The 21,540-nt window shown below is 63.2% G+C and carries 21 protein-coding genes; 10 read left to right on the top strand and 11 right to left on the bottom strand.

Going from position 1 to position 21,540, the window contains the following annotated elements:
• Window positions 1-271: 271 nt before the first annotated feature.
• Window positions 272-1,210, bottom strand: coding sequence for a LysR family transcriptional regulator (locus ACHAC9_RS18210; protein ID WP_435761950.1), 939 nt, complete (start codon window positions 1,208-1,210; stop codon window positions 272-274).
• Between the two features lie 97 nt (window positions 1,211-1,307).
• On the opposite strand from ACHAC9_RS18210, the gene ACHAC9_RS18215 reads away from it, so the two are divergent.
• Window positions 1,308-2,204, top strand: coding sequence for a DMT family transporter (locus ACHAC9_RS18215; RefSeq protein WP_435761952.1), 897 nt, complete (start codon window positions 1,308-1,310; stop codon window positions 2,202-2,204).
• A 24-nt stretch (window positions 2,205-2,228) separates the two neighbouring features.
• On the opposite strand, the gene dxs is transcribed toward ACHAC9_RS18215, so the two are convergent.
• From dxs to ACHAC9_RS18230, 3 genes are read right to left on the bottom strand one after another with little or no spacing between them, the layout of a single operon-like run.
• Window positions 2,229-4,103 (bottom strand): 1-deoxy-D-xylulose-5-phosphate synthase, encoded by a 1,875-nt coding sequence (gene dxs / locus ACHAC9_RS18220; protein WP_435761954.1) that lies wholly within the window; start codon window positions 4,101-4,103, stop codon window positions 2,229-2,231.
• Window positions 4,104-5,009 (bottom strand): polyprenyl synthetase family protein, encoded by a 906-nt coding sequence (locus tag ACHAC9_RS18225; protein WP_435761956.1) that lies wholly within the window; start codon window positions 5,007-5,009, stop codon window positions 4,104-4,106.
• Complete coding sequence (locus ACHAC9_RS18230; protein ID WP_435761958.1) at window positions 5,006-5,266, bottom strand: exodeoxyribonuclease VII small subunit; 261 nt, start codon at window positions 5,264-5,266, stop codon at window positions 5,006-5,008. The genes ACHAC9_RS18225 and ACHAC9_RS18230 overlap by 4 nt, the downstream gene beginning before the upstream one ends.
• A 363-nt stretch (window positions 5,267-5,629) precedes the next feature.
• Between ACHAC9_RS18230 and ACHAC9_RS18235 the strand changes: the two genes are divergently transcribed.
• From ACHAC9_RS18235 to ACHAC9_RS18245, 3 genes are all read left to right on the top strand, one after another.
• Window positions 5,630-6,730 (top strand): aromatic ring-hydroxylating oxygenase subunit alpha, encoded by a 1,101-nt coding sequence (locus tag ACHAC9_RS18235; protein WP_435761960.1) that lies wholly within the window; start codon window positions 5,630-5,632, stop codon window positions 6,728-6,730.
• Between the two features lie 97 nt (window positions 6,731-6,827).
• Entirely contained in the window at window positions 6,828-7,763 is a 936-nt protein-coding gene (locus tag ACHAC9_RS18240) for a DMT family transporter (protein ID WP_435761962.1), read from the top strand.
• Between the two features lie 8 nt (window positions 7,764-7,771).
• A complete protein-coding gene (locus ACHAC9_RS18245) occupies window positions 7,772-8,623 on the top strand; it encodes a sulfurtransferase (protein WP_435761964.1) in 852 nt (283 codons plus the stop codon).
• Window positions 8,624-8,665: 42 nt separating this feature from the next.
• Here the strand turns inward: ACHAC9_RS18245 and ACHAC9_RS18250 are convergent, their stop codons facing one another.
• Together ACHAC9_RS18250 and ACHAC9_RS18255 are read right to left on the bottom strand one after the other, a co-directional pair.
• On the bottom strand, window positions 8,666-9,340 hold the full coding sequence (locus ACHAC9_RS18250; RefSeq protein WP_435761966.1) for a ZIP family metal transporter: 675 nt from the start codon (window positions 9,338-9,340) through the stop codon (window positions 8,666-8,668).
• Between the two features lie 186 nt (window positions 9,341-9,526).
• Window positions 9,527-10,411 carry a dienelactone hydrolase family protein gene (locus tag ACHAC9_RS18255; protein WP_435761968.1) on the bottom strand — a complete coding sequence of 295 codons (885 nt, stop codon included), beginning with the start codon at window positions 10,409-10,411 and terminating at the stop codon, window positions 9,527-9,529.
• Between ACHAC9_RS18255 and ACHAC9_RS18260 the strand changes: the two genes are divergently transcribed.
• Window positions 10,394-11,137, top strand: a complete 744-nt coding sequence (locus ACHAC9_RS18260; RefSeq protein ID WP_435761970.1) for a hypothetical protein — start codon at window positions 10,394-10,396, stop codon at window positions 11,135-11,137. The two genes, ACHAC9_RS18255 and ACHAC9_RS18260, sit on opposite strands and share 18 nt — an antisense overlap.
• A gap of 128 nt (window positions 11,138-11,265) precedes the next feature.
• A complete protein-coding gene (locus ACHAC9_RS18265) occupies window positions 11,266-12,831 on the top strand; it encodes a methyl-accepting chemotaxis protein (protein WP_435761972.1) in 1,566 nt (521 codons plus the stop codon).
• Between the two features lie 18 nt (window positions 12,832-12,849).
• Here the strand turns inward: ACHAC9_RS18265 and ACHAC9_RS18270 are convergent, their stop codons facing one another.
• The 4 genes from ACHAC9_RS18270 to ACHAC9_RS18285 all read right to left on the bottom strand — a co-directional run bounded on the left by ACHAC9_RS18270 (window position 12,850) and on the right by ACHAC9_RS18285 (window position 15,043).
• Window positions 12,850-13,488 (bottom strand): head GIN domain-containing protein, encoded by a 639-nt coding sequence (locus ACHAC9_RS18270; protein WP_435761974.1) that lies wholly within the window; start codon window positions 13,486-13,488, stop codon window positions 12,850-12,852.
• 126 nt (window positions 13,489-13,614) lie between these two features.
• Window positions 13,615-14,313, bottom strand: a complete 699-nt coding sequence (locus ACHAC9_RS18275) for a hypothetical protein (protein ID WP_435761976.1) — start codon at window positions 14,311-14,313, stop codon at window positions 13,615-13,617.
• 69 nt (window positions 14,314-14,382) lie between these two features.
• Entirely contained in the window at window positions 14,383-14,688 is a 306-nt protein-coding gene (locus ACHAC9_RS18280) for a hypothetical protein (protein ID WP_435761978.1), read from the bottom strand.
• A gap of 52 nt (window positions 14,689-14,740) precedes the next feature.
• Window positions 14,741-15,043, bottom strand: coding sequence for a hypothetical protein (locus ACHAC9_RS18285; RefSeq protein WP_435761980.1), 303 nt, complete (start codon window positions 15,041-15,043; stop codon window positions 14,741-14,743).
• 159 nt (window positions 15,044-15,202) lie between these two features.
• On the opposite strand from ACHAC9_RS18285, the gene ACHAC9_RS18290 reads away from it, so the two are divergent.
• On the top strand, window positions 15,203-16,204 hold the full coding sequence (locus tag ACHAC9_RS18290; protein ID WP_435761982.1) for a helix-turn-helix transcriptional regulator: 1,002 nt from the start codon (window positions 15,203-15,205) through the stop codon (window positions 16,202-16,204).
• 50 nt (window positions 16,205-16,254) lie between these two features.
• Here ACHAC9_RS18290 and polA read toward each other — a convergent pair whose 3' ends face one another.
• On the bottom strand, window positions 16,255-18,993 hold the full coding sequence (polA, locus tag ACHAC9_RS18295; protein ID WP_435761984.1) for a DNA polymerase I: 2,739 nt from the start codon (window positions 18,991-18,993) through the stop codon (window positions 16,255-16,257).
• A 167-nt stretch (window positions 18,994-19,160) separates the two neighbouring features.
• Here polA and ACHAC9_RS18300 point away from each other — a divergent pair, with 167 nt between their 5' ends.
• The 3 genes from ACHAC9_RS18300 (at window position 19,161) to ACHAC9_RS18310 (ending at window position 21,512) form a co-directional block, all read left to right on the top strand.
• Window positions 19,161-19,709 (top strand): hypothetical protein, encoded by a 549-nt coding sequence (locus tag ACHAC9_RS18300; protein ID WP_435761986.1) that lies wholly within the window; start codon window positions 19,161-19,163, stop codon window positions 19,707-19,709.
• Window positions 19,710-19,770: 61 nt separating this feature from the next.
• Window positions 19,771-20,736 carry a homoserine kinase gene (locus ACHAC9_RS18305; protein WP_435761988.1) on the top strand — a complete coding sequence of 322 codons (966 nt, stop codon included), beginning with the start codon at window positions 19,771-19,773 and terminating at the stop codon, window positions 20,734-20,736.
• Between the two features lie 5 nt (window positions 20,737-20,741).
• Window positions 20,742-21,512 (top strand): BPSS1780 family membrane protein, encoded by a 771-nt coding sequence (locus tag ACHAC9_RS18310; RefSeq protein ID WP_435761990.1) that lies wholly within the window; start codon window positions 20,742-20,744, stop codon window positions 21,510-21,512.
• Window positions 21,513-21,540: the final 28 nt, after the last annotated feature.

Consider the following 21,540-nt stretch of genomic DNA (forward strand, 5'->3'; position numbering starts at 1 on the left):
CACGGTCGCGGCGCTGGCGCTGCCGGCGAAGGTCATTGCAACAGCGGCGGCGAGAGCGATTTTTTTCAGAAGTTTCATGATTCGTAGTCTTTTCTATTCAGTAGGTCAATGGGGTACAAGTATCTCCCTATAAGCAATTGCCGTGCCAGACTTACATAAGTGTTTAGAATCAATTACTTATGAAAATCAACCCATCAGTAGCGAGCTCAACTGTAAAGAATTCCGATAACTTTTTCATATCATTAATGCTTTGGGGCATCATAATATGCTGTCAGCGCAAGAAATCGTCCCACTCCGGCGCATCTCCGATCTTCTCGAGCAGATAGTCAATGAACACGCGCACTTTTTGCGGCAGAAAGCGGTTCTGCATGTAGACGGCGTACAGCTGGTCGCCGAACGGGCCGAGCGGCTGCACGTCAGGCAACAGTTGCTCGGCGGCGCCACCGGCGATATCGCCGCCGACGATGTAGGTCGGCAACAGCGCAATGCCGGCGCCGCCCAGCATCGCCATGCGCAGCGACTGGCTGCTGTTGGCCGTTAGCGCGCTGTCGAAGCGCAACTGCTGTTTTTCGCCGTCCACGCGGAAGGTCCAGGCGGCACCTGCCGGCGATGCGCCAAAGGCCAGGCAGCGGTGCGCCTGCAGGTCCGCGAGCGACGCCGGCCTGCCGTGCCGGTCGAGATAGGCTGTCGATGCCACCAGCACATGGTGCAAGCGGCCGACCGGGCGCGCCACGGCGCTGTTCAAGGTCACCTGCGGCGTCAGGCGCACGGCAAGGTCGATCCCCTCCTCCACCAGGTCCACCACCCGGTCCGTCAGGTGCAGCACCACATGTACGTCCGGATAGCGCTCCATGAAGCCCGGCAGCAGGCGCGCCAGCTGCGTGTTCCCGAAGGCCATCGAGGTGGTCACGCGCAGCAGGCCGGCCGGACCGTTCTGCATGCCGGCAATTGCCGCTTCGATCGCCCTGCCCTCGTCGATCATGCGCACGGCGTGGCGGTAGATCTCCAGGCCCGCTTCGGTAGTGCCGAGGCGGCGCGTCGAGCGGTTCAGCAGCTTGACCTGCAAGGCTTGCTCGAGGCGGGTGAGCTGCTTGCTGATGTTGGCCTTGGTCGTGCCCATCTGGCGCGCCGCCTCCGAGAAACTGCCGGTGTCGACGATGCGGACAAACGCCCACAGGTCGCTGAAGTCGCGTGGTTTTATGTCGCTCATGGTATCCAATCTGGAAACAAACTATTGCTCGATCGGGATATTGTATCCAAATTGGTAAAGTCCTAAGCTCGGATGATTGACAACCCGAAAGACCTCCATGACCAGCCTCAGCCTTCCCGCAGCCCATCAGCTGCGCGCCAGCCTGCTTTCCCTTCCCGTCCTGTTCGTGCTGTTGTGGAGTACCGGTTATGTAGTGGGCAAGATCGGACTCCCTTATGCCGGGCCGTTCACCCTGCTGTTCCTGCGCTTTGGCGTCGCGGCGCTGGTGCTGTTGCTGGTGGCATTGGTCACCCGCGCGCCGTGGCCGGCGAGCCGGACCCAGGTCGGCCACCTGGTGGTGGCCGGCCTGCTGTTCCAGGCCTTGCAATTCGCGGGACTGTATTCGGGGCTCAAGCTGGGCGTCGGCGCGGGCGTCTCGGCGCTGATCGTCGGGACGATGCCGATGTTTACCGCATTTGGGGCCAGCATCTTCCTCGGCGAGCGGATCGGCGTGCGCCAGCGCATCGGCCTGGCGGTAGGCCTGTGCGGCGTTGCGCTGGTGGTGGTGGAAAAAATCGGGACCGGCTCAAGCGGGCTGGCCGGCTACGGCGCCTGCATACTGGCACTGGCCGGCATCACGCTCGGCACGCTCTACCAGAAGAAGTTTTGTAGCGCGATGGACTTGCGCACGGGGAGCTTCGTGCAGCTGTGCGCGGCCAGCGTGGTGGCCCTGGTGCTGGCGCTGCTGGTCGAGGGCTTGGCGGTGCAATGGACGCCGGCGCTGTTGTTCGCAACGGCGTGGCTCTCGATCGTCAATTCGATCGGCGGTTTCAGCCTGCTGTTCCTCATGATGCGCAAGAACGAGGCAAGCAAGGTCGCGAGCCTGTTCTACCTGATCCCCGGCGTCACCGCGCTCATGGGCTATGTGGTGCTGGGCGAGGCGATCAGCACCATGTCGCTCGTGGGCTTCGCCATTACCGGCGGCGCGGTGTACGTCTGCACGCGCAGCCGGTAGGAAGCGGCGATCGTCTCTTCGGCCTCAGGTATTGTTGACGACCAGCCTTGGCTCCCCCGCCGCGCCAAAGCGGGCGCGGATCGAGGCGGCGATGCCTTTCGCGTCCAGCCCCACGGAGGCCAGCAAGGCCACCGGATCGCCCTGGTCGATGAATTTATCGGGCAGGCCCAACATCAGCAGCGGCTTGACGATGCCCGCCGCCGCCATCGCCTCGGCCACGGCGCTACCGGCGCCGCCCATGGTCGCGCCCTCTTCCACCGTGACGAAGCAGGCGTGGTCCGCGGCCAGCTGCTTCACCAGTTCGACGTCGAGCGGTTTTACGAAGCGCATGTTGGCGACCGTCGCGTTCAGGTCGGCCGCTGCACCCAGGCTTGGCGCCACCATCGAACCGAAGGCGAGGATGGCGATGTCTTTGCCCTGGCGCTTGATCTCGCCCTTGCCGATCTCGAGCGAGGTGAGTTCCTCGACGATCGGCGTACCGACGCCGGCGCCGCGCGGATAGCGCACCGCGGCCGGGCCCGGATAGTGGTAAGCCGTGGTCAGCATCTGCCGGCACTCGTTCTCGTTCGACGGCGCCATCACCACCATGTTCGGGATGCAGCGCAGGAAGGACAGGTCGTAGTTGCCGGCGTGGGTCGCGCCATCGGCGCCGACCAGGCCGGCGCGGTCCAGGGCGAAGGTCACGTCCAGGTTTTGCAGCGCCACGTCGTGGATCAGCTGGTCGTAGCCGCGTTGCAGGAAGGTCGAATAGATGGCAAGCACCGGCTTCATGCCTTCGGTCGCGAGGCCGCCGGCGAAGGTCACCGAATGCTGCTCGGCGATGCCGACGTCGAAATAGCGCTCCGGGTATTGCTGGTGGAAGCGCACCATGCCGGAACCCTCGCGCATCGCCGGCGTGATGCCGACCAGGCGCGGGTCGACCGCGGCCATGTCGCACAGCCAGTTGCCGAAGACTTCGGTGTAGGTGATCTTGCCCGGCGCCGCCGCTGGCATGATGCCCTCGGTCGGATTGAACTTGCCGGTGCCGTGGTACAGGATCGGCTCGGCCTCGGCCAGCTTGTAGCCCTGCCCTTTTTTCGTGACGACGTGCAGGAACTGCGGGCCCTTGAGCTTCTTGATGTTTTCCAGCGTCGGGATCAGGGAATCGAGATCATGCCCGTCGATCGGGCCAATGTAATTGAAACCGAATTCCTCGAACATCGTGGCCGGGACCACCATGCCCTTCGCGTGCTCTTCGAGCCGGCTGGCCAGCTCGCGCAAGGGACCGGGCAGTACCGTCTTCCCGACGCTCTTGGCGGCGGCGTAGAACTGGCCGGACATCAAGCGCGCCAGATAGCGGTTCAGGGCGCCGACCGGCGGCGAGATCGACATGTCGTTGTCGTTCAGGACCACCAGCAGGTTGCAGTCTTCCTCGACACCGGCATTGTTCAGCGCCTCGAAGGCCATACCGGCCGTCATCGAGCCGTCGCCGATCACGGCGATCGCATGGCGGTGCTCGCCCTTGAGCTTGGCGGCGGCGGCCATGCCGAGCGCCGCCGAAATGGACGTGGACGAGTGTGCGGTGCCGAAGGTGTCGTACTCGCTTTCGTCGCGCTTCGGGAAGCCCGACAAGCCGTTCAGCTGGCGCAGCGTCGTCATGCGGTCGCGCCGTCCGGTCAGGATCTTGTGCGAATAGGTCTGGTGGCCGACGTCCCAGACGATGCGGTCGTGCGGCGTCTCGAACACGTAGTGCAGCGCGATCGTCAGTTCCACCGTGCCCAGGTTCGAGGACAAGTGGCCGCCCGTTTTCGAGACCGAGTGGAGCAGGAACTGGCGCAATTCGTTGGCCAGGGGCGTCAGTTGCGCGCGTGGCAGCTGGCGCAGGTCGGACGGGTCGTTGATGGTTTCTAGCAGTTTCATTTAGGCCTTCCGCTGCACGATCAGATCCGCGAGTTCGCGCAGCCGCAGTGCTTGTTCTCCAAATGGCGCCAGCGCGTCATGCGCCGCGCGCCGCAATTGCTGCGCCAATGCTTGTGATGCTTCCAGGCCGAGGATCGATACATAGGTCGGCTTGTTGTCGGCCGCATCCTTGCCGGCGGTTTTACCGAGCGTCGCCGAATCGGCGGTCGCATCGAGGATGTCGTCGACCACCTGGAATGCGAGTCCCATTGCCTTTGAGTAGGCCGCCAGGGATTCAAGTTCCTCGGCCGTCAATTCCTTGCCGCACAGGGCGCCGAGCAGGACAGACGCGCGCAGCAGCGCACCTGTTTTCAGCTGGTGCATGCGCTCGAGCTGCTCCAGATTGAGCGCGATGCCCACGCTGTCGAGATCGATCGCCTGGCCGCCGCACATGCCGCTTGACCCCGCAGCCTGCGCCAGCAGGCGCAGCATGCCGGCCAGGCGCGCCGGCGGCAGCGTGTCGCTTTCGGCCAGCACCTGGAAGGCTTGCGCCTGCAGCGCGTCGCCCACCAGCAAGGCGGTCGCTTCATCGTAGGCCACATGCACCGTCGGTTTGCCGCGCCGCAGGGCGTCGTCGTCCATGCAGGGCATGTCGTCGTGCACCAGCGAATAGGCGTGGATCATCTCGAGTGCGCAGGCGGCACGGCTCAATGCGGCGGAATCGGCACCGAACAGCGCGCCGCTGGCGTACACCAGCAGTGGACGCACGCGCTTGCCGCCCCCGAGCACGGTGTAGCGCATCGCTTCGTGCAGCTTGAAGGGAACCTGGTGGGCAGCCGGCAGGAAGCTTGACAATGCATCCTCGACTTCGGCCTGCACGCTGCCCATCCAGGCGGCGAACGGCATCGCCGTCGGCGTCTCCGTCATTGGGCGCCCTCGCCTGCGCCATCGGCGCTGAAGGGTTTGAGCATGTCGCCCTCGAGTACCTTGACCTGGGCTTCGACTTTCTCGAGCTGGGCCGCGCAATACTTCACCAGTTCCGAACCGCGCGCATAGGCGGCGACCGAGGTTTCCAGCGGCAATTGCCCGCCTTCCATCTGGGTGACGAGCTGGGCCAGCTCGGCCATCGCCTCTTCAAAAGAGGCTGGGGCCGTCGCCGCTCCCGCGTTAGTAATAGTTGCCATAGTGTCTTATTGTGTTGGGCTGGCGATTCCACTATGCGCATAGGGTGCGCCGCGCGGTAATCTAATCGCGTATTTTAGAACAAACCACACCCTTGGGGTGGCTTGCGCGAATGCCGAGCCCTTTTCCAGGGAAGTTCATCTAAACGTGAAAGAACCCAAGCGTTGTCAATTTCATGAAAACCATGCCCTTCTGGCACTTTCTGTGCCATTCCTCCCCACAATCTCGCGACGGACCGGGACGGTAGAGCTCGTTCCACTATATAATTTCTGGTTCTGTCCGAAACACCGTATTTCTTTCTACTAAATACTGGTCTTTGGATTCTTTCTCTTCTTTGCTCGAAGCTTCCATAAAGGGGGGTTGGGATGTCCGATCTGGCTACCCATGCCAAGCTGGCGCGCTCTTGCGCTCAGCTTCCGGTAAATGTTTATTTTGACAATGCGCTGCTGCAGCGCGAGCTCCAGCAACTGTTCCAGAAGGGCCCGCGTTACGTCGGCCATGAACTGATGGTGCCGGACACTGGCGATTTCGCGACCCTGCCTTCCGAAAACGAAGGCCGTATGCTAGTGCGCAATGCCAACGGCATCGAGGTGCTGTCCAACGTCTGCCGTCACCGCCAGGCGCTGATGTTCAATGGCCGCGGCAATGCGAACGCCATTGTCTGCCCGCTGCACCGCTGGACCTACGACCTCAAGGGAGAGCTGATCGGCGCGCCGCATTTCGCGGAGACGCCCTGCCTGAACCTGTCCAGGACGCCGCTGCAAAACTGGAACGGCCTGCTGTTCGAGCAGAACGGCTATGACGTGATGGGCAAGCTGAACGCGATGTCGGTCACGAAAGACCTCGACTTCTCGGGCTATATGTTCGACCACGTCGACATCCACGAGGTCGACTACAACTGGAAGACGTTTATTGAAGTCTACCTCGAGGATTACCACGTCGAGCCCTTCCACCCGGGCCTGGGCAACTTCGTCAGCTGCGAAGACCTGACCTGGGAATTCGGGCGTGACTTCAGTGTCCAGACCGTGGGCGTCAATCGCGGCCTGCAGAAGGCCGGCTCGCCCACGTATAAAAAGTGGCAGGAGCAGGTCCTGAAGTTCAATGGCGGCAAGGCGCCGAAACAAGGCGCCATCTGGCTGACGCTGTACCCGAACATCATGGTCGAGTGGTATCCGAACGTGCTGGTGGTGTCGACCCTGTGGCCGCTGGGCCCGCAAAAGACGCGCAACGTGGTCGAGTTCTACTATCCGGAAGAAATCGCCCTGTTCGAGCGCGAGCTGGTGGAAGCCGAACGCGCGGCCTACATGGAGACCTGCGTCGAGGACGACGAGATCGCCCAGCGCATGGACGCGGGACGCAAGATCCTGTTCGAGCGCGGTGTCAACGAGGTCGGCCCCTACCAGTCGCCGATGGAAGACGGGATGCAGCACTTCCACGAGTGGTACCGCAGCAAGATCGACCTGTAGACCTCATGCCGGTGCGCGGCCCTGCCCGGGGCCGCGCCAAGCGCGGCCTCGCAAGCTGCTGTATCGTCTACCTGGTTTTTGTCACCCCAGGAATGTAATGCCTTCACTTTGGATGCTGTTCGCCAGCTTCGCGTTTGCCGCCATGGGCGCCGGCGTGAAGCTCGCTTCCGAGTTCTACACCACCTCCGAACTCCTGTTCTACCGCGGCCTGATCGGCTCCGTGATCCTGTTCGCCATCGTGCGCCACCGCGGCGGCAGCTTCCGCACGGCCTTCCCGCAACAGCACCTGTTTCGTAGCGCCGTCGGCGTGACCTCGCTCTGGCTGTGGTTCTTCGCAATCAGCAAACTGCCGCTGGCCACGGCCATGACGCTGAACTACATGGCGCCGATCTGGATGGCCGCCGGGCTGTTTTTGGCCGGCTGGTGGTCGCGCTCCGATTCGGCCACCAACGCCGTCGAGTGGCCGCTGGTGCTGGCAGTGGCCGCCAGCTTCTTCGGCGTGACGCTGGTGCTGCAGCCGGCGGTCGCAAGCAACCAGTGGCTCGGCGGCCTGGCCGGCGTCTGCTCGTCGGTCATCTCGGCGATAGCCTACATGCAGGTGCGCAAACTGGGCCAGATGGGCGAACCCGAATACCGGGTCGTGTTCTATTTTTCGCTGACGACGACGCTGGCGGGCCTGGTGGGCGTGCTGGCCGGGGACGGCAAACCGGGCGGCATGCCCTTCCACGGTCATACCGAAGGCGGCGCCCTGCTCCTGCTCGGCATCGGCGCGGCCGCCCTGATGGCGCAGATGGCGATGACGCGCGCCTACCGGGTCGGCAAGGTGCTGGTGGTGGCGAACCTGCAGTACACCGGCATCGTGTTTTCCAGCCTGTGGGGCCTGGCGCTGTGGGGCGACCGCTTCGGCTGGCATGTGTGGCTCGGCATCGGCGTGATCCTGGCGTCCGGCATGGCGGCCACGTTCTACAATACGAGAAAAACGGCGCGCGGCGCCGTGCTGGAAAAGACCGACCCGATCGCAAGCGAACTGTGAGGAGCACCATGTACACGACCCTGATTTCGGCGGATGACCTGGCCGCGCATATCGATCATCCGCAACTGGTCGTCGTCGATTGCCGGCACGACCTCGTCAACCTCGCCTTTGGGCGCGACGCCTATGCCGGCGGCCACCTGCCGCATGCCGTGTTCGCGGACATGGAGACCGAGCTGGCGGGCGTCAAGCGCGGTGAGGACGGCGTGTTTCGCGGGCGCCATCCGCTGCCGGAAAAGAAAGCATTGGCAGAGACCCTGCGCCGCTGGGGCGTGAGCGACACGACCCAGGTCGTGGCCTACGATGCCCACGGCGGGATGTACGCGGCGCGCTTGTGGTGGTTGCTGCGCTGGATCGGGCACGAAGCTTCTGCGGTGCTCGATGGTGGTTTGCCGGCCTGGCAGGCTGCCGGCCAGCCTTTGTCGACCGAGGCGCCTGCCGCCCGGGCGACTGGGACCATTGGCGTGCGCGCGCCGTTCGTGCCGACGGTGACGGTGGCCGAGGTGCTGGAGAATATCGAGAGCGAACAGCGCACCGTGGTCGACGCGCGTGCGGCGGACCGGTTCCGGGGCGAGAACGAGACGGTCGATCCGGTGGGCGGGCATATCCCGGGCGCGAAGAACCGCTTCTTCAAGGACAACCTGCACAACGATGGGCGCTTCAAGGCGCCTGAGATGCTGCGCGAGGAGTTTGAAGCGGTGATCGACGACCCATCAGAGGCGATCATGCAATGCGGGTCGGGGGTGACGGCGTGCCACAATTTGCTGGCATTGGAAGTGGCGGGGATGCCGGGGGCGGCGCTGTATCCGGGGTCGTGGAGTGAATGGAGTGCAGATCCGACGCGGCCGGTGGCCAAGGGGTAGGTTTCGACCGATCGGGCGGTCCGCCGCCCGGCCCACCCTAGGTTAATGCCCCGCCGTCAAAAACAACACGATGATGACGCCCAGGCCGATCAACAACACCTGCGGCACCGATTCCTTCACCGTCGCCCGCCTCTGCATCTGCGGCATCAAATCGCTCACCGCGATATAAATGAAGCCAGACGAGGCGAACACCAGCACGTACGGAATCAGCCCGCTGGCGCGGTCGAGCGTGTAATACCCGAGCAGTCCCCCCGCCACCGACAGCAAACTGCACAGCAGGTTGAACACATACGCGCGCATGCGCGAAAAGCCGGCATTGAGCAGGACAATAAAATCGCCGATCTCGGTCGGGATCTCGTGCGCGACGATCGCCAGCGCAGTGACGATGCCCAGCTCCGGGTTGGCCAGGAAGGCCGCCGCGATCAGGATACCGTCCGTAAAATTGTGCATCCCGTCGCCGATCAGGATCATCCAACCCGACTTGCCCGCCTCGCGCGCATCGTGCCCGTGGGCGTGATGGTGGCCGTCGCCCTCGTGGTGGTGCGAATGGCGCAGCAGCGCCAGCTTCTCGAGCAGGAAGAAGACGAGCAGGCCGGCCAGCAGGGTCCCGAACAGCTTGTGCGTATCGGCACCGGATTCGAAGGCCTCGGGCAGCGCATGCAGGAGCGAGGTCGAGAGCATGATGCCGACCGACAGGCTGACCAGCCGCTCCACCATTTTGGAGAGCAGCGTGAACGAAAATACAGCCGCGGCCGAGATGCTGACGACGCCGGCGATCAGGGTCGCCAGCAGGATGGAGGTGAGAATCGGGTCGATGTGAAGCCTCTTGTTCTGGACTTGCTGGGCGTGGCAAGCCGGGCATTGTACAGTGCCGGGCTTGCTTTCGTACGCGTGCGTTGACGCTTACACCACGCCGTGCTTGCGGAACCAGTCCAGGGCGCGGCGCCAGCCATCCTTGGCGTCAAGCTCGTTGAAACTCGGACGGTAGTCCGCATGGAAGGCGTGTCCCGAATTCGGGTAGATGTGAAATGCGGACCCGCTGTTGCCCTTGTCCAGGGCCGAACGCATCTTCTCCACCGAGTCGAGCGGAATGCCGGTGTCCTTCGCGCCGTACAGGCCGAGCACCGGCGTTTTGAGGTTCGGCGCGATGTCGATCGGATGCCGCGGCGAATTGGAGTTCGGCTCGCCCACCAGGCGCCCGTACCAGGCCACGCCGGCCTTGACCTTCGGGTTGTGGCTCGCATACAGCCAGGTGATGCGGCCGCCCCAGCAGAAACCGGTGATCCCGAGCTTGTCGGTGTCGCCGCCTTTTTGTTTCGCCCAGGTGACGACGGTATCGAGGTCCGACATGACTTGCGCGTCCGGGGTCTTGCCGACGATGTTTTTCATCAGGTCGGCGATATTCGGCTCCCTGGCCGCATCCCCGGCGCGCACGAACAGGTCTGGCGCGAGCGCCATATAGCCTTGTTTCGCGAAGCGGCGCGCCACGTCCTTGACGTACTCGTGCACGCCGAAGATTTCGGAGATCACGAGGATGACCGGCGGATTGGCCTTGCCCTCGGGCTGGGCGCGGTAGACCGGCACGTCCTGGCCGTCGATGACGATGATGTGGTCCCCGGTGGCCAAGCCCGTAACATCGGTCTTGACCAGGGTCTGCGCCACGACCGGCACGACCGCGGCGGCAAAGCCCGTGCCCAGTGCCGCCTTCAGGAACACACGGCGATCGACGCCGTCTTCAAAGCTGCTGGCGCCAACCAGGCTGTCGCCGTCTTGTACGAGATCCTTCATGTGCATCCCTTCGTCAGTGGTTATCAGGTTGACTATCTTACCGCGACACGGGGCCTGATGCATGGGCAGACGGGCACACGAACCCGGCCGTATCGAATTCGGTTGCCAAGGTCCCCTGATGGGTTGAAAATCGATGGCGCGCGTCCAGTCGCCATTGTCCTGGACGGCGAACCTGATTCAATCACCCTGGCAGAACAGAAATGGCACGCAATGTTTGAACGCTTCAAGCACCTTTTCACCTCCGTCCACGACAGTGGCACCGATTCCGACACACCGTCGCCTTTCGATGGCGACGACATCATTCTGCTCGACGCCGAAGACCTGGCCGAAGGCGGCATCTTGGAAGCGTACGAGCAACTGCATCCGCAGTTGCGGCAGTACGACGCGTCCGACATCGATATCGCCGAAGAATTCGACGCCGAGGCAGGCACCTACGCGGTGTTCGCCGATGGAAAACGCTACGACATCCAGGGCAAGGGCGTCGAAGGCCACCGCTGGACACTTGCCACGGTCGCCTTCTTCGAGATCGTGAATGCGAGCCTGGCCGATTCAGACCATACTTTCTATGCCCTCTATGGCGGCAATGACCTGGCCGGCATCTTCCTGACCGAGGACCAGTTTTACCAGGCACGCCGGCGCATCGAGCGGCATGTGCACTGGCCCTGGACGCCTGTCGACCACGCGCCCGATTACGGGTTTCCATTCGACGAGGTAAAGCCGGCCTGACTCCAGCCTGCACCGTCGACGTTTCATGTTGGCCACATATTTGTTGATTCTTCGCAATATTTCATTGCTTACGGTAAGATCAACGACATACAGCTTGGCTACACAAGAAGAAACGTTCGGGGGACAGGATGATCAGTTTCAAACCGCTCAAAGCGCAGATCAATGCGCTGGCAAAGCAATTGCACGGGCAACTGCCGGGGACGATTACCGTCGATCATGCGCACAGCGTCGATATCAAAGGGACGCCGACCCCGGTGCTAAGGTGCGGACCGGCGATCCTGAATCTGGATTTCTCCCTACCGGATGCATTTCAAAGGAGCACGGGCGCCACGTCGACATTTTTTGTCCGCATGGCCCAGGACTTCGTGCGCGTGAGCACGTCGGTCAAGCGTCCGAACGGCGAACGGCCCCTCGGCACGCCGCTCGACCGCGCGCATCCTGGCTACCAGGAACTGCTGGCCGGCCGACCCTATGTCGGTTACGCCACGCTGTTCGGCACGCAGTACATGACGCATTACGACCCGATTTTTAACAGCAGCGGCGCCGTGATCGGCGTGCTGTATGTCGGCATCGACGTTGCCGGCCAGCGCCAGATGCCGATCTCCCTCAAGCTCGCGCTGATCGCGGTCCTGGTGGCCGGCACTGCAGGGGTGGCCGGCATCTGGGCGTTGACGACCCACGCACCGGCCCCCGACCTGGCGGGGCTGCGCCTGCACTACCTGCTCGCCATGCTGTGGCCCTTGTTGGCGCTCGGCGTCACCGTCGATCAATGCGTGCGGCGCATGGTGACGCAGCCCTTGGTCCAGGCGCGGGAAGCTGCACAGAAACTGGCCCTGGGCGACCTCTCCGCACAGATGCACGTGGCGCGCCGCGACGAAATCGGCCAACTGATGCAGGCCCTCAATGGCGTCAGCCAAGGCCTTGCCGACATCGTCGGCAAGGTGCGCAGCGGGTCCGACAACATCGCCGTCGCCACGCACGAAATCGCATCCGGCAATGCCGATCTGGCGACGCGCACCGAGACCCAGGCCGGCGCGCTCGAGGAAATTGCGTCGAACGTCGAGACGATCGTGACAGCAGTGCGCGCGAACACGGAGCGCTCGGTCCACGTGACGGCCTTGTCGACATCGGCGTCGGATGAGGCGGCGGCCGGCGGCAAGGCAGTCGCGCAGGTGGTCGGCAAGATGACGGCGATCCGCCAGGCCTCGTCGAACATGGCCGACATGGTCGGCACCATCGAAGCAATCGCTTTCCAGACCAACCTGTTGGCATTGAACGCCGCGGTCGAAGCGGCGCGCGCCGGCGAACACGGCCGCGGCTTTGCGGTGGTGGCCTCGGAAGTACGCGCCCTGGCGCAGCGCAGCGCCACCGCCGCGCGCGATATCGGTGTCGTCATCAAGGCCTCGGTAGCCGAGGTCGACGAGGGCAGCACGCTGGCCGACCAGGCAGGCGCCACGATGACAAGCCTGTTGCAGTCGGTGCGCAGCGTGGCCGGGATCATGACGGAGATGAGCGCCGACAGCCGCGCCCAGAGCCTCGGTATCGAAGAACTGAACCAGTCGATCGGCAACCTGGACGACATGACCCAGCAGAACGCCGCACTGGTCGAGGAAGCGGCAGCGGCGGCCGAGAACCTGCACCGCCGCGCCGATGAGTTATCAAGCGTGGTGCAGGTGTTCAAGCTCAGTCGCTGACCTGGCAGTCCCTGCGTTTCAATCGCCGGCGTTGACCGAACCCAGTCCCGCGATCGACTTGTTCATCGTCTTCGGCTTGCCGTAGTAACTGAGCTTGCCCATTCCCTGCACGGTCACGTCGAGCTTGTCCCTGGCATACACCTTGATGTCGCCGATGCCCCGGAAGCGGATATCGACGTCGTTCGCGATCAGGGCCTTGGTGTCGACCTCGCCCACGCCTTCAGCCGTCATCTTGAAGGCGTTTACCTTGCCGTTGATCGCCATGCTGCCGGCGCCGCGGTAGCTCACGTCGAGGCGCTCGCCGCGAATGTTGTTGAGCTTGATTTCGCCGGCGCCTTCGGCGCTGAAGGCGCGCAGCTGCGCCATCTTGACGATGATGCGCTGCTCACCGGCGTTCGTGTCGAGGTTCTTGTCGCGCATGTGCAGGCGCAGTTCGCCGTTCACCACTTCGCTGGTCAAGCCGTTGATGAATTTGTCGCTGCCGCGGGCAAGCACCGACTGCTGCGCCGTGCCCGCGTCCACGGTCACGCTGATCGGGCCCTGCACCTTGATCGACGTGAAAGGCGCCGCGGCGCGGACCTGGTCGGCGGCCTGGGCGGCGCCGGCAGCAAGGGAAAGGGCGAGGACGAGAGCGAAAGAGGGAGCGAAAGCACGCATGATGATTTCCTGTTCGGTGAAAGTGACACCATTCTAGGGCGCTTCCTTCGCGCGCCGCCCGCCTTTGCGACAGAATGCACGATCGGCTGCATGGACGCGTCGTTCGCCGCGGCGCGCCGTGCCGTGTCAGGCGATCTCGTTTCTGAGTGCGCGGCCGATGTCGGTCATCACGCCGTTTGCGCACACGTCGGTCAAGCCGCCGGCAATTTTGTGCGACACCCCTCCTGCCTCGATCGCCACGAAGTAGCTGATCCTTGCCATGGCGCGCCGCTTGTTGTTGGCCAGGATCGCAACCGTATTGGTCATCGCATTCGCGGCCGCGGCGGCACCCACGGCCATCGGGCTGCCGACGGCGACATAGCCGCTGAGCGGCATCTCGACAGAATCGTCGAATGCATTCTTGATGACCAGCCGGTGGATGTCTTCACTGCGCAGGAACTGCTTCGTCCCGAGCACGGTCAGGCCAGCCGCATTCACCAGCAGCTCGGCATCGTACGCATGGCGCCCTTCGGTTTGTTTGCGCAGGTACCAGCGGTTGAACCAGCGGTAGCACTTGTACCAGCCGTAGAAGAACGCCACGGCGGCCGACGCCATGACGACGAACCCGGCCAGTGTGGCCAGGCTGGCGCCGAACAGGCCGATCACGCTGAAGACGACCTGACCGAACAGGCCGGCGACGATGGCGGCGAACACATAGGCCGGGACGGCGCACAGCAACAGGCGGGCCAGCGAAAAACCCGCGTCGGGGGAGCTGGCAGACAGAATCTTGAACTTGATGCCGTCCGGGCCGATGGTCTTGGTGTACGAGGCTTCGATTTTAGACATGCAAGTCTTTCGTTAAGATGCAAGTGAACTGTCGCCGCTGTCCACGCGGCGAACGTACCGGGATGGGCGTCAGGCGCGCGGCGTGCAGGTCGGCGGATTGACGATTCCCGCGCTGAGCAGGTTGCCCCCATTGAGCGTGCAGGCAAATTCCTTTCCGGCCTTGACCCTGACGGTGACGTAGGTGTTGGTTCCCTCGGTGCGGCGGTCGATCAGCGTGATCGCATCGCTTGCATGTCCGAGCGTTCCCGCCACCTTGGATTTGATGTCGGCATCGGACAGGAAATTGGTCTTTTCAGCAACCGTGGAACAGCCCGACAGCAGCGTGACAAACAGGGCGGCACCAAGGGTGGCAAGCGGCGAGGTACGAAAATGCATTAGAGACTCCATGAAGTGAATACGGAAAATGACACTGCGGGCAGCGACGGATTTAACTGGCGGGCAGCATCATCCACCTGTCGTCCCCTTTCGTGAAATTAAGCGGCAATGCCATTCCTTTTCCATCGCGTTGCCCGATGGTGCATTTGTAGGTCTTTTCCCCTGTCTTTTCGCAGCCAATTTTCTTGGTGCTTACCTTCAGTTTTTCAGGTGACCCGAACATCTGCTGATTGTGATCCGAGGCAGCCATGGCTTCGAACATGTCGTTTTCGGTAGGTTCGCTAGTGCCGCAGCCGGCCAGGGACAGACTCAAGGCAAGCAAGGCGCCGGCGATGGGCGCGGAAATCAGTTTCATAAGGAGTACTTTCGTGGCTAAACAAAGGGTTGCGATCAATGCATTATTCGATAACAAGCACGCAAGTTCCATAGGCCGTTTGTACTATGGACAAACCAAAAGTTGCCTCCGAAAATTACAAAGAATATAATTATCTTTTCGGCAACCAATTCTACCGCCATGGACACTCACAGCAGGCTTATCCTCGACATTTACGACATTGCACAGGAGACTGCGCCAACGACCTGTAATGAGGAACTGCTCAGGCGTTTCAAGCACGATCTGGCATTCGAATCGGCCATGATCGGCGATGTGGGGGTGTTTGGAGACCGCCTGGTTCCGACCGGGATTTATCTGAACAACACACCGACGGAACGCATCAGCGACCGGCAGCGCACGCTGGGTGAAGAAATCATCCTTGTCAACGGCAGTGTTCAAAGCAGGGATCCCGCCTTGAGCGCCACTTTCCGCAATCGTGGCAGGAGCGTCGCTACCGACATCGCGCAGGCAATCGACGACCCCAAGGTGCTGGCCTATTGCCGTCGCTACGAGACCGCCCATTCCTTGACGTATGTCTCCGATCGACTGCTCGGAGGACGACTGACGGCCATTTCGTTCTGGCGCACACAGCGGCGCCAGGCTTTTCGCGGCACCGCCGAACGGCTTGCCAATCTGGTACTGCCTCACTTGATCCAGGCCCGCCAGATCAACACCCGGCTGCACAGCGCGCGGCTGCACATGCAGACGACCGTGACGCTCCTGAGTTCACGCGAGGGACGGCTGTATTACGCGGCGGATGAGGCGATTGCGCTGATGCAGGAAGAATGGCCGGAATGGAGCCCACCGTTCCTGCCGGGCCCGCTGATGGCAGCATTCAGGAGCCGGTCGACGATGGATTACGCGGGCCAGCGTGTGTATATGCGGGCCAAGGTCGAGCATGCGGTCCTGACCGTGTCGCTCACGCGCCAGACCGGGTCGTCGAATGGATTGACCGCGGCCGAGCGGCGTTGCGCGGTACTGGCAGCGCAGGGTTTGCAGTACAAGGAAATAGCAAACCGCCTGCTCGTCTCGCCGAGCACCGTGCGCAATCAGCTCAGCAGCGTGTACCGCAAGCTCAACGTCAGGAACAAGACTGGCCTGGCACACGTACTGGATCTGGGCGGACACTTCACGCCGGAATAGCGCGATGTTTCCACCTTGCGTTGAACGCGTAACGTCAACGCCAGTGATTTTCAGTGCGCCTCTTCCCAGTTGCTGCCCACCCCGGTCTCCGCCACCAGCGGCACCTTCAGGTCCGCCACGCCCGCCATCAGCTCCGGCAGCTTCGCCTTCACCAGTTCCAGCTCGGCTTGCGGCACTTCCAGTACCAGTTCGTCGTGCACCTGCATGACCATGCGGGTGGCGAGTTGTTCGCTTTCCAGCCAGCCCTGCACCGCGATCATCGCCAGCTTGATCAGGTCGGCCGCCGTGCCCTGCATCGGCGCGTTGATCGCTGCCCGTTCGGCGCCGGCGCGGCGCGGGCCGTTCGGGGAGTTGATTTCGGGGAGCCACAGGCGCCGGCCGAACACGGTCTCGACATACCCTTTCGCCTTGGCGGCCAGGCGCGTCTCGTCCATGTACTGTTTCACGCCCGAGAAGCGCGCGAAATAGCGTTCGATATAGCTGGCCGCGGCGGCGCGCTCGATGCCGAGGCGCGCAGCCAGACCAAAGGCGCTCATGCCGTAGATCAGGCCGAAGTTGATCGCCTTGGCGTAGCTGCGCTGCTGGTTGTCCACTTCATCGGGCGCCACGCCGAAGACTTCGGCGGCCGTGGCGCGGTGGATGTCCTCGCCTTCGGCAAAGGCACGCAGCATCGCTTCGTCGCCCGAAATGTGGGCCATGATGCGCAGCTCGATCTGCGAGTAGTCGGCCGACACAATCACATTTCCCGGCGCCGCGATAAACGCTTCGCGGATGCGCCGTCCTTCGCTGGTGCGCACCGGGATGTTCTGCAGGTTCGGGTCGTTCGAGGCCAGGCGGCCGGTAATGGCGACGGCCTGCGCATAATTCGTGTGCACGCGGCCCGTGTTCTTGTTGACCATCGTCGGCAGCTTGTCGGTGTAGGTCGACTTCAGCTTGGCCATGCCGCGGTATTCGAGCAGCACCTTCGGCAGCGGAAAGTCCTCGGCCAGCTTTTGCAGCACTTCTTCGTCGGTCGAGGGCGCGCCGGTGGCGGTCTTCTTGATGACGGGAAGCTGCAGTTTGCCGAAGAAGATCTCGCCGATCTGCTTCGGCGAGCCGAGGTTGAACGGGCCGCCGGCCATCTCGTAGGCTTGCGCTTCGAGTTCGACCAGGCGCGCACCCAGTTCGCGCGACTGCACGTGCAGCTTCTCGGCATCGATCAGCACGCCGTTACGCTCGATCTTTTGCAGCACGATCTGGGTCGGCAGCTCGATGTTCTGATAAATGAAGGCGAGGCCCGCATCCTGTTCCACGTGCGGCAGCATCGACCCATGCAGGCGCAGCGTGATGTCGGAATCCTCGGCCGCGTATTCGGTCGCACGGCCAAGCTCGACCTGGTCGAAGCAGATCATGTTCGCGCCCTTGCCGCAGACGTCGACGAAGGGAATCGTTGTATAGCCCAGGTGGCGCATCGCCATCGTGTCCATGTCGTGCGGCTTGTGCGATTCGAACACGTACGACTGCAGCAGCGTATCGTGGACGATGCCTTTTAACGTGACCCCATGGTTGTTAAAGATGTGCATGTCGTACTTCAGGTTCTGGCCGAGCTTGGGTTTACTCGGGTTCTCCAGCCAGCCGCGCATGCGTTCCAGGACTTCTTCGCGCGGCAGCTGCTCCGGCACGCCGGCATAGCGGTGCGCTACCGGGATGTAGGCGCCTTTACCGGTTTCGACGGAAAGCGAAATGCCGACCATCTGCGCCGTCATCGGGTCGAGCGAGGTGGTTTCGGTATCGACCGAGGTCAGTTCGGCGGCGTCGGCCAGCGCCAGCCATTTGTCGAGCTGCTCCCAGGTCGTGACGAGTTCATAATCGCCCTTGATGATCGGCATGCCGGGCAGCGCGTCCTGCGCGCCTTCCGGCGAATTGAGTACGGGTGAACCGACGCCGGGCCCTGCCTGCAGTTCGCGCAGCATGGTTTTAAAACCGTAGCGCGCGAAAAAGTCGCGCAGCGCGTCCTTGTCTTCCGGGCGGCCGACCAGGCTTTCCTCGATCGAGACGATCTGGCCCATCAGGTCGCAGTCGGTCTTGACGGTGATCAGTTGGCGCCCTTGCGGCAACCAGCCCAGGGCCGTGCGCAGGTTCTCGCCGACCGCGCCGCCAATGCTGTGCGCGTTGTCGATCACGCCGTCGAGCGAGCCATGCAAGGCCAGCCATTTCAGGGCCGTCTTCGGACCGCACTTGCTCACGCCGGGGACGTTGTCGACCGTGTCGCCGATCAGGGTCAGGTAGTCGATAATGCGGTTCGGCGGCACGCCGAATTTCTCCAGCACGCCGGCTTCGTCGAGCTTTTCGTTGCTCATCGTATTGATCAGCATGACCTTGTCGTTGACCAGCTGCGCCAGGTCCTTGTCGCCGGTCGAGACGATGGTGTTCATCCCCTTGGCGGCGGCCTGCACGGCCAGGGTGCCGATCACGTCGTCCGCCTCGACGCCTTCGATCATCAGTATCGGCCAGCCCATGTAACGCACTACCTCGTGGATCGGCTCGATCTGCTTGGACAGATCCGACGGCATCGAGGCGCGGGTCGCCTTGTACTCGGGGTACATGTCATCGCGGAAGGTTTTACCTTTGGCGTCGAACACGCAGGCGATGTAGGCAGCCGGATAGTCGGCGCGCAGGCGGCGCAGCATGTTGACCATGCCGTGCATTGCCCCGGTCGGGTGGCCGTCCGGACCGCGCAGGTCGGGCAGCGCGTGGAAGGCGCGGTAAAGGTAGCTGGAACCGTCGACGAGCAGCAGGGTATTTTGCATAGGAATGATGGGTGAAGCCGGCGATAAGCGAAGTGGCAGCCATTATCGCAGAATCCGGCATGAGGAAAGCACAACAAGGGCCTTGCGGACCGAAGGGCGACGGGCACACTTTCCACGGGAAGGCACTGTGTTTGTTACAATGGTTGAAACGATATAAGGTGACCATCATGCTGCGCACATTTCCCCGTCTGACCCTGTCGATCGCCCTGCTCTCCTGTGCCGGCGCGGCTGCCGCGCAGACGGCGGGCAGCGCGCAGCCGCCAGTGACCGAACGCATCGAGCCGGAGAGCGAAACGCCGGCCACCAACATCGATCCGCGCCGCGGTACCCAGATCCGGGAAAAGCGCAACAACAGCGGCCAGGTCACCGAAGTCGAAGTCCAGAGCGGCAAGAGCCGTTACGTCATGAAGCCGGGCCAGCCCGCCGGCAATGCGCAGGCGGGCGATGCCCAGAGCAGCGGTATCCGTGCGCCGCAATGGCAGGTGATGGAATTCGACCTGAACGGCAAGCGCAAGGCCGCGGCCGATGCCGAAGCGGCAGCCGCCGCGGCTGCAGCGGGCAGCGGCGCCGCGGCGCCGGTCAAGACGTCGGCAACCGCGTCGGCCACCGCTGCGGCAAACCGGGCGCCGGCGACCAGCAATGTTCCAGCGGCAACGGTCCCGATGACGAAGCCGGCCGACATTCCGCCACCGCCACCGATGCCATCGACCCGCTGATCAACCCGCCAAGGCGGGCGCTTGCGCCCGCACGCCCAGACTCCTACCCCACCTTCGCATAATGGCAGTTTTCACCGCAGTCACACTGGATGAACTCACCCAGTGGATGGAGCAGTTTCCTCTCGGCCAGGCAGTGGCGCTCCAGGGCATCGCATCCGGCATCGAAAACAGCAATTTCTTCCTGACGACCGAGGCCGGCGAGTACGTGCTGACGGTCTTCGAGAACCTGACGTTCGAGCAGTTGCCGTTCTACGTACAGCTGATGCGCCATCTGGCCGAGCGCGGCATCCCGGTGCCGGCGCCGGTGGCCAATGCGGCAGGCGAGCTGGTGGTCGCCCTGCACGGCAAGCCGGCGGCGATTGTCAGCAAGCTCGAGGGCAGTTCGCAGATGGATCCGCAGCCGGCCCACTGCGCCGAGGTCGGCGCCATGTTGGCGCGCATGCACCTGGCGGCGCGCGACTTCCCGCTGCGCCAGCCGAACCTGCGTGGGTTCGCCTGGTGGCAGGCGACCATGCCGCAGGTGCTGCCTTTCCTGTCGCCGGAGAATGCGCGGCTGCTGCAGGATGAACTCGCTTATCAGGCGGCGTTTGCCGCCGGACCGACCTATGCGCAGTTGCAGCGCGGCCCTGTCCACGCCGACCTGTTCCGCAACAACGTGATGTTCGTCGGCGAACGCCTGACGGGCTGCTTCGACTTTTATTTTGCCGGTGTCGACACCTGGCTGTTCGACCTGGCCGTGACCGTCAACGACTGGTGCATCGACTTGGGCAGCGGGGAGCTCGATGTCGCGCGCGTCGAAGCGCTGCTGGACGCCTACCGCGCCGTGCGTCCGTTCACGCCGGAAGAAGCCGCCGCCTGGCAGCCGATGCTGCGCGCTGCGGCGCTGCGCTTCTGGCTGTCGCGCCTGTATGACTTTTACGTGCCGCGCGAAGCTGAAATGCTCACGCCGCACGATCCCACCCATTTCGAGCGCATCCTGCGCGCCCGACTCGCCACACCCGCACCACGACTGACCCATCAAGAATGAATAACATGCCCGCAATTACTGGCTGGAACTGGCTGAAGGAAGGCGCCGGCCTGTTCCGGAAACAGCCCGCCGCACTCACCACGCTGCTGTTCGCCAACATCCTGTTCAGCCTCCTGATCAGCGCCGTGCCGCTGCTCGGCAAGATGGTCGCCGTGGTCCTGATTCCGTCGTTCTCGATGGCCTTCATGAAGGCGTGCATGATGATCGAGAATGGGGAGCGCGTCAGTCCTGCCGTTCTGTTGACCGGTTTCAAGAAGCCGGCCTTCCCTGCCCTGTGCAAGATCGGCCTGATCTACCTCGGCGCCTCGCTGCTGCTGACCTCGCTCACCAAGGTGGCGATCGACCCTGGCTTCTGGCAGCAGTTGTCGCAGCCGGTCGACCCGGCCTCGCCGCCGCAAGTGCACGCGTCCGACCTGCTGACGATGCTCGGCATCTTCATCCTGGACGTCGCGGTGCTGATCGCGCTGGCCTTTGCCGCTCCCCTGACCTACTGGCAGCAGATGAGTCTGGGCAAGGCGACTTTCTACAGCTTCTTCGCCGTCGTGAAAAACGCACGGGTGTTCATCGTGCTCCTGATGGCGTGGTTTGCGATCTTCTTCGGGGTGTGCTTCATCGTCGCGCTGGTGCTGGGCGGCTCGAGCCTGGCGCGGGTGGCGATCATGTGGCTGATCTTCCTGTTCGTGCTGCTGCTGCAGTGCGCGATGTACGCGGGGTATCGGCAGATTTTCGGAAAGCCGGTGGATGTAGGCGCTGGCCGGGTCAACCTGAACAAATGATGTCCTTGGGTGGACACTTGTCCAGCCA

The organism is Massilia sp. CMS3.1, from assembly GCF_051262535.1.
In the GTDB taxonomy this organism is placed as follows: Bacteria; Pseudomonadota; Gammaproteobacteria; order Burkholderiales; family Burkholderiaceae_D; genus Telluria.

Coding starts and splice junctions, on each gene's coding strand:
- ACHAC9_RS18210 (WP_435761950.1), bottom strand. CDS start 1,210: ATGAGCGACATAAAACCACGCGACTTCAGCGACCTGTGGGCGTTTGTC.
- ACHAC9_RS18215 (WP_435761952.1), top strand. CDS start 1,308: ATGACCAGCCTCAGCCTTCCCGCAGCCCATCAGCTGCGCGCCAGCCTG.
- dxs (WP_435761954.1), bottom strand. CDS start 4,103: ATGAAACTGCTAGAAACCATCAACGACCCGTCCGACCTGCGCCAGCTG.
- ACHAC9_RS18225 (WP_435761956.1), bottom strand. CDS start 5,009: ATGACGGAGACGCCGACGGCGATGCCGTTCGCCGCCTGGATGGGCAGC.
- ACHAC9_RS18230 (WP_435761958.1), bottom strand. CDS start 5,266: ATGGCAACTATTACTAACGCGGGAGCGGCGACGGCCCCAGCCTCTTTT.
- ACHAC9_RS18235 (WP_435761960.1), top strand. CDS start 5,630: ATGTCCGATCTGGCTACCCATGCCAAGCTGGCGCGCTCTTGCGCTCAG.
- ACHAC9_RS18240 (WP_435761962.1), top strand. CDS start 6,828: ATGCCTTCACTTTGGATGCTGTTCGCCAGCTTCGCGTTTGCCGCCATG.
- ACHAC9_RS18245 (WP_435761964.1), top strand. CDS start 7,772: ATGTACACGACCCTGATTTCGGCGGATGACCTGGCCGCGCATATCGAT.
- ACHAC9_RS18250 (WP_435761966.1), bottom strand. CDS start 9,340: ATGGTGGAGCGGCTGGTCAGCCTGTCGGTCGGCATCATGCTCTCGACC.
- ACHAC9_RS18255 (WP_435761968.1), bottom strand. CDS start 10,411: ATGAAGGATCTCGTACAAGACGGCGACAGCCTGGTTGGCGCCAGCAGC.
- ACHAC9_RS18265 (WP_435761972.1), top strand. CDS start 11,266: ATGATCAGTTTCAAACCGCTCAAAGCGCAGATCAATGCGCTGGCAAAG.
- ACHAC9_RS18270 (WP_435761974.1), bottom strand. CDS start 13,488: ATGCGTGCTTTCGCTCCCTCTTTCGCTCTCGTCCTCGCCCTTTCCCTT.
- ACHAC9_RS18275 (WP_435761976.1), bottom strand. CDS start 14,313: ATGTCTAAAATCGAAGCCTCGTACACCAAGACCATCGGCCCGGACGGC.
- ACHAC9_RS18280 (WP_435761978.1), bottom strand. CDS start 14,688: ATGCATTTTCGTACCTCGCCGCTTGCCACCCTTGGTGCCGCCCTGTTT.
- ACHAC9_RS18285 (WP_435761980.1), bottom strand. CDS start 15,043: ATGAAACTGATTTCCGCGCCCATCGCCGGCGCCTTGCTTGCCTTGAGT.
- ACHAC9_RS18290 (WP_435761982.1), top strand. CDS start 15,203: ATGGACACTCACAGCAGGCTTATCCTCGACATTTACGACATTGCACAG.
- polA (WP_435761984.1), bottom strand. CDS start 18,993: ATGCAAAATACCCTGCTGCTCGTCGACGGTTCCAGCTACCTTTACCGC.
- ACHAC9_RS18300 (WP_435761986.1), top strand. CDS start 19,161: ATGCTGCGCACATTTCCCCGTCTGACCCTGTCGATCGCCCTGCTCTCC.
- ACHAC9_RS18305 (WP_435761988.1), top strand. CDS start 19,771: ATGGCAGTTTTCACCGCAGTCACACTGGATGAACTCACCCAGTGGATG.
- ACHAC9_RS18310 (WP_435761990.1), top strand. CDS start 20,742: ATGCCCGCAATTACTGGCTGGAACTGGCTGAAGGAAGGCGCCGGCCTG.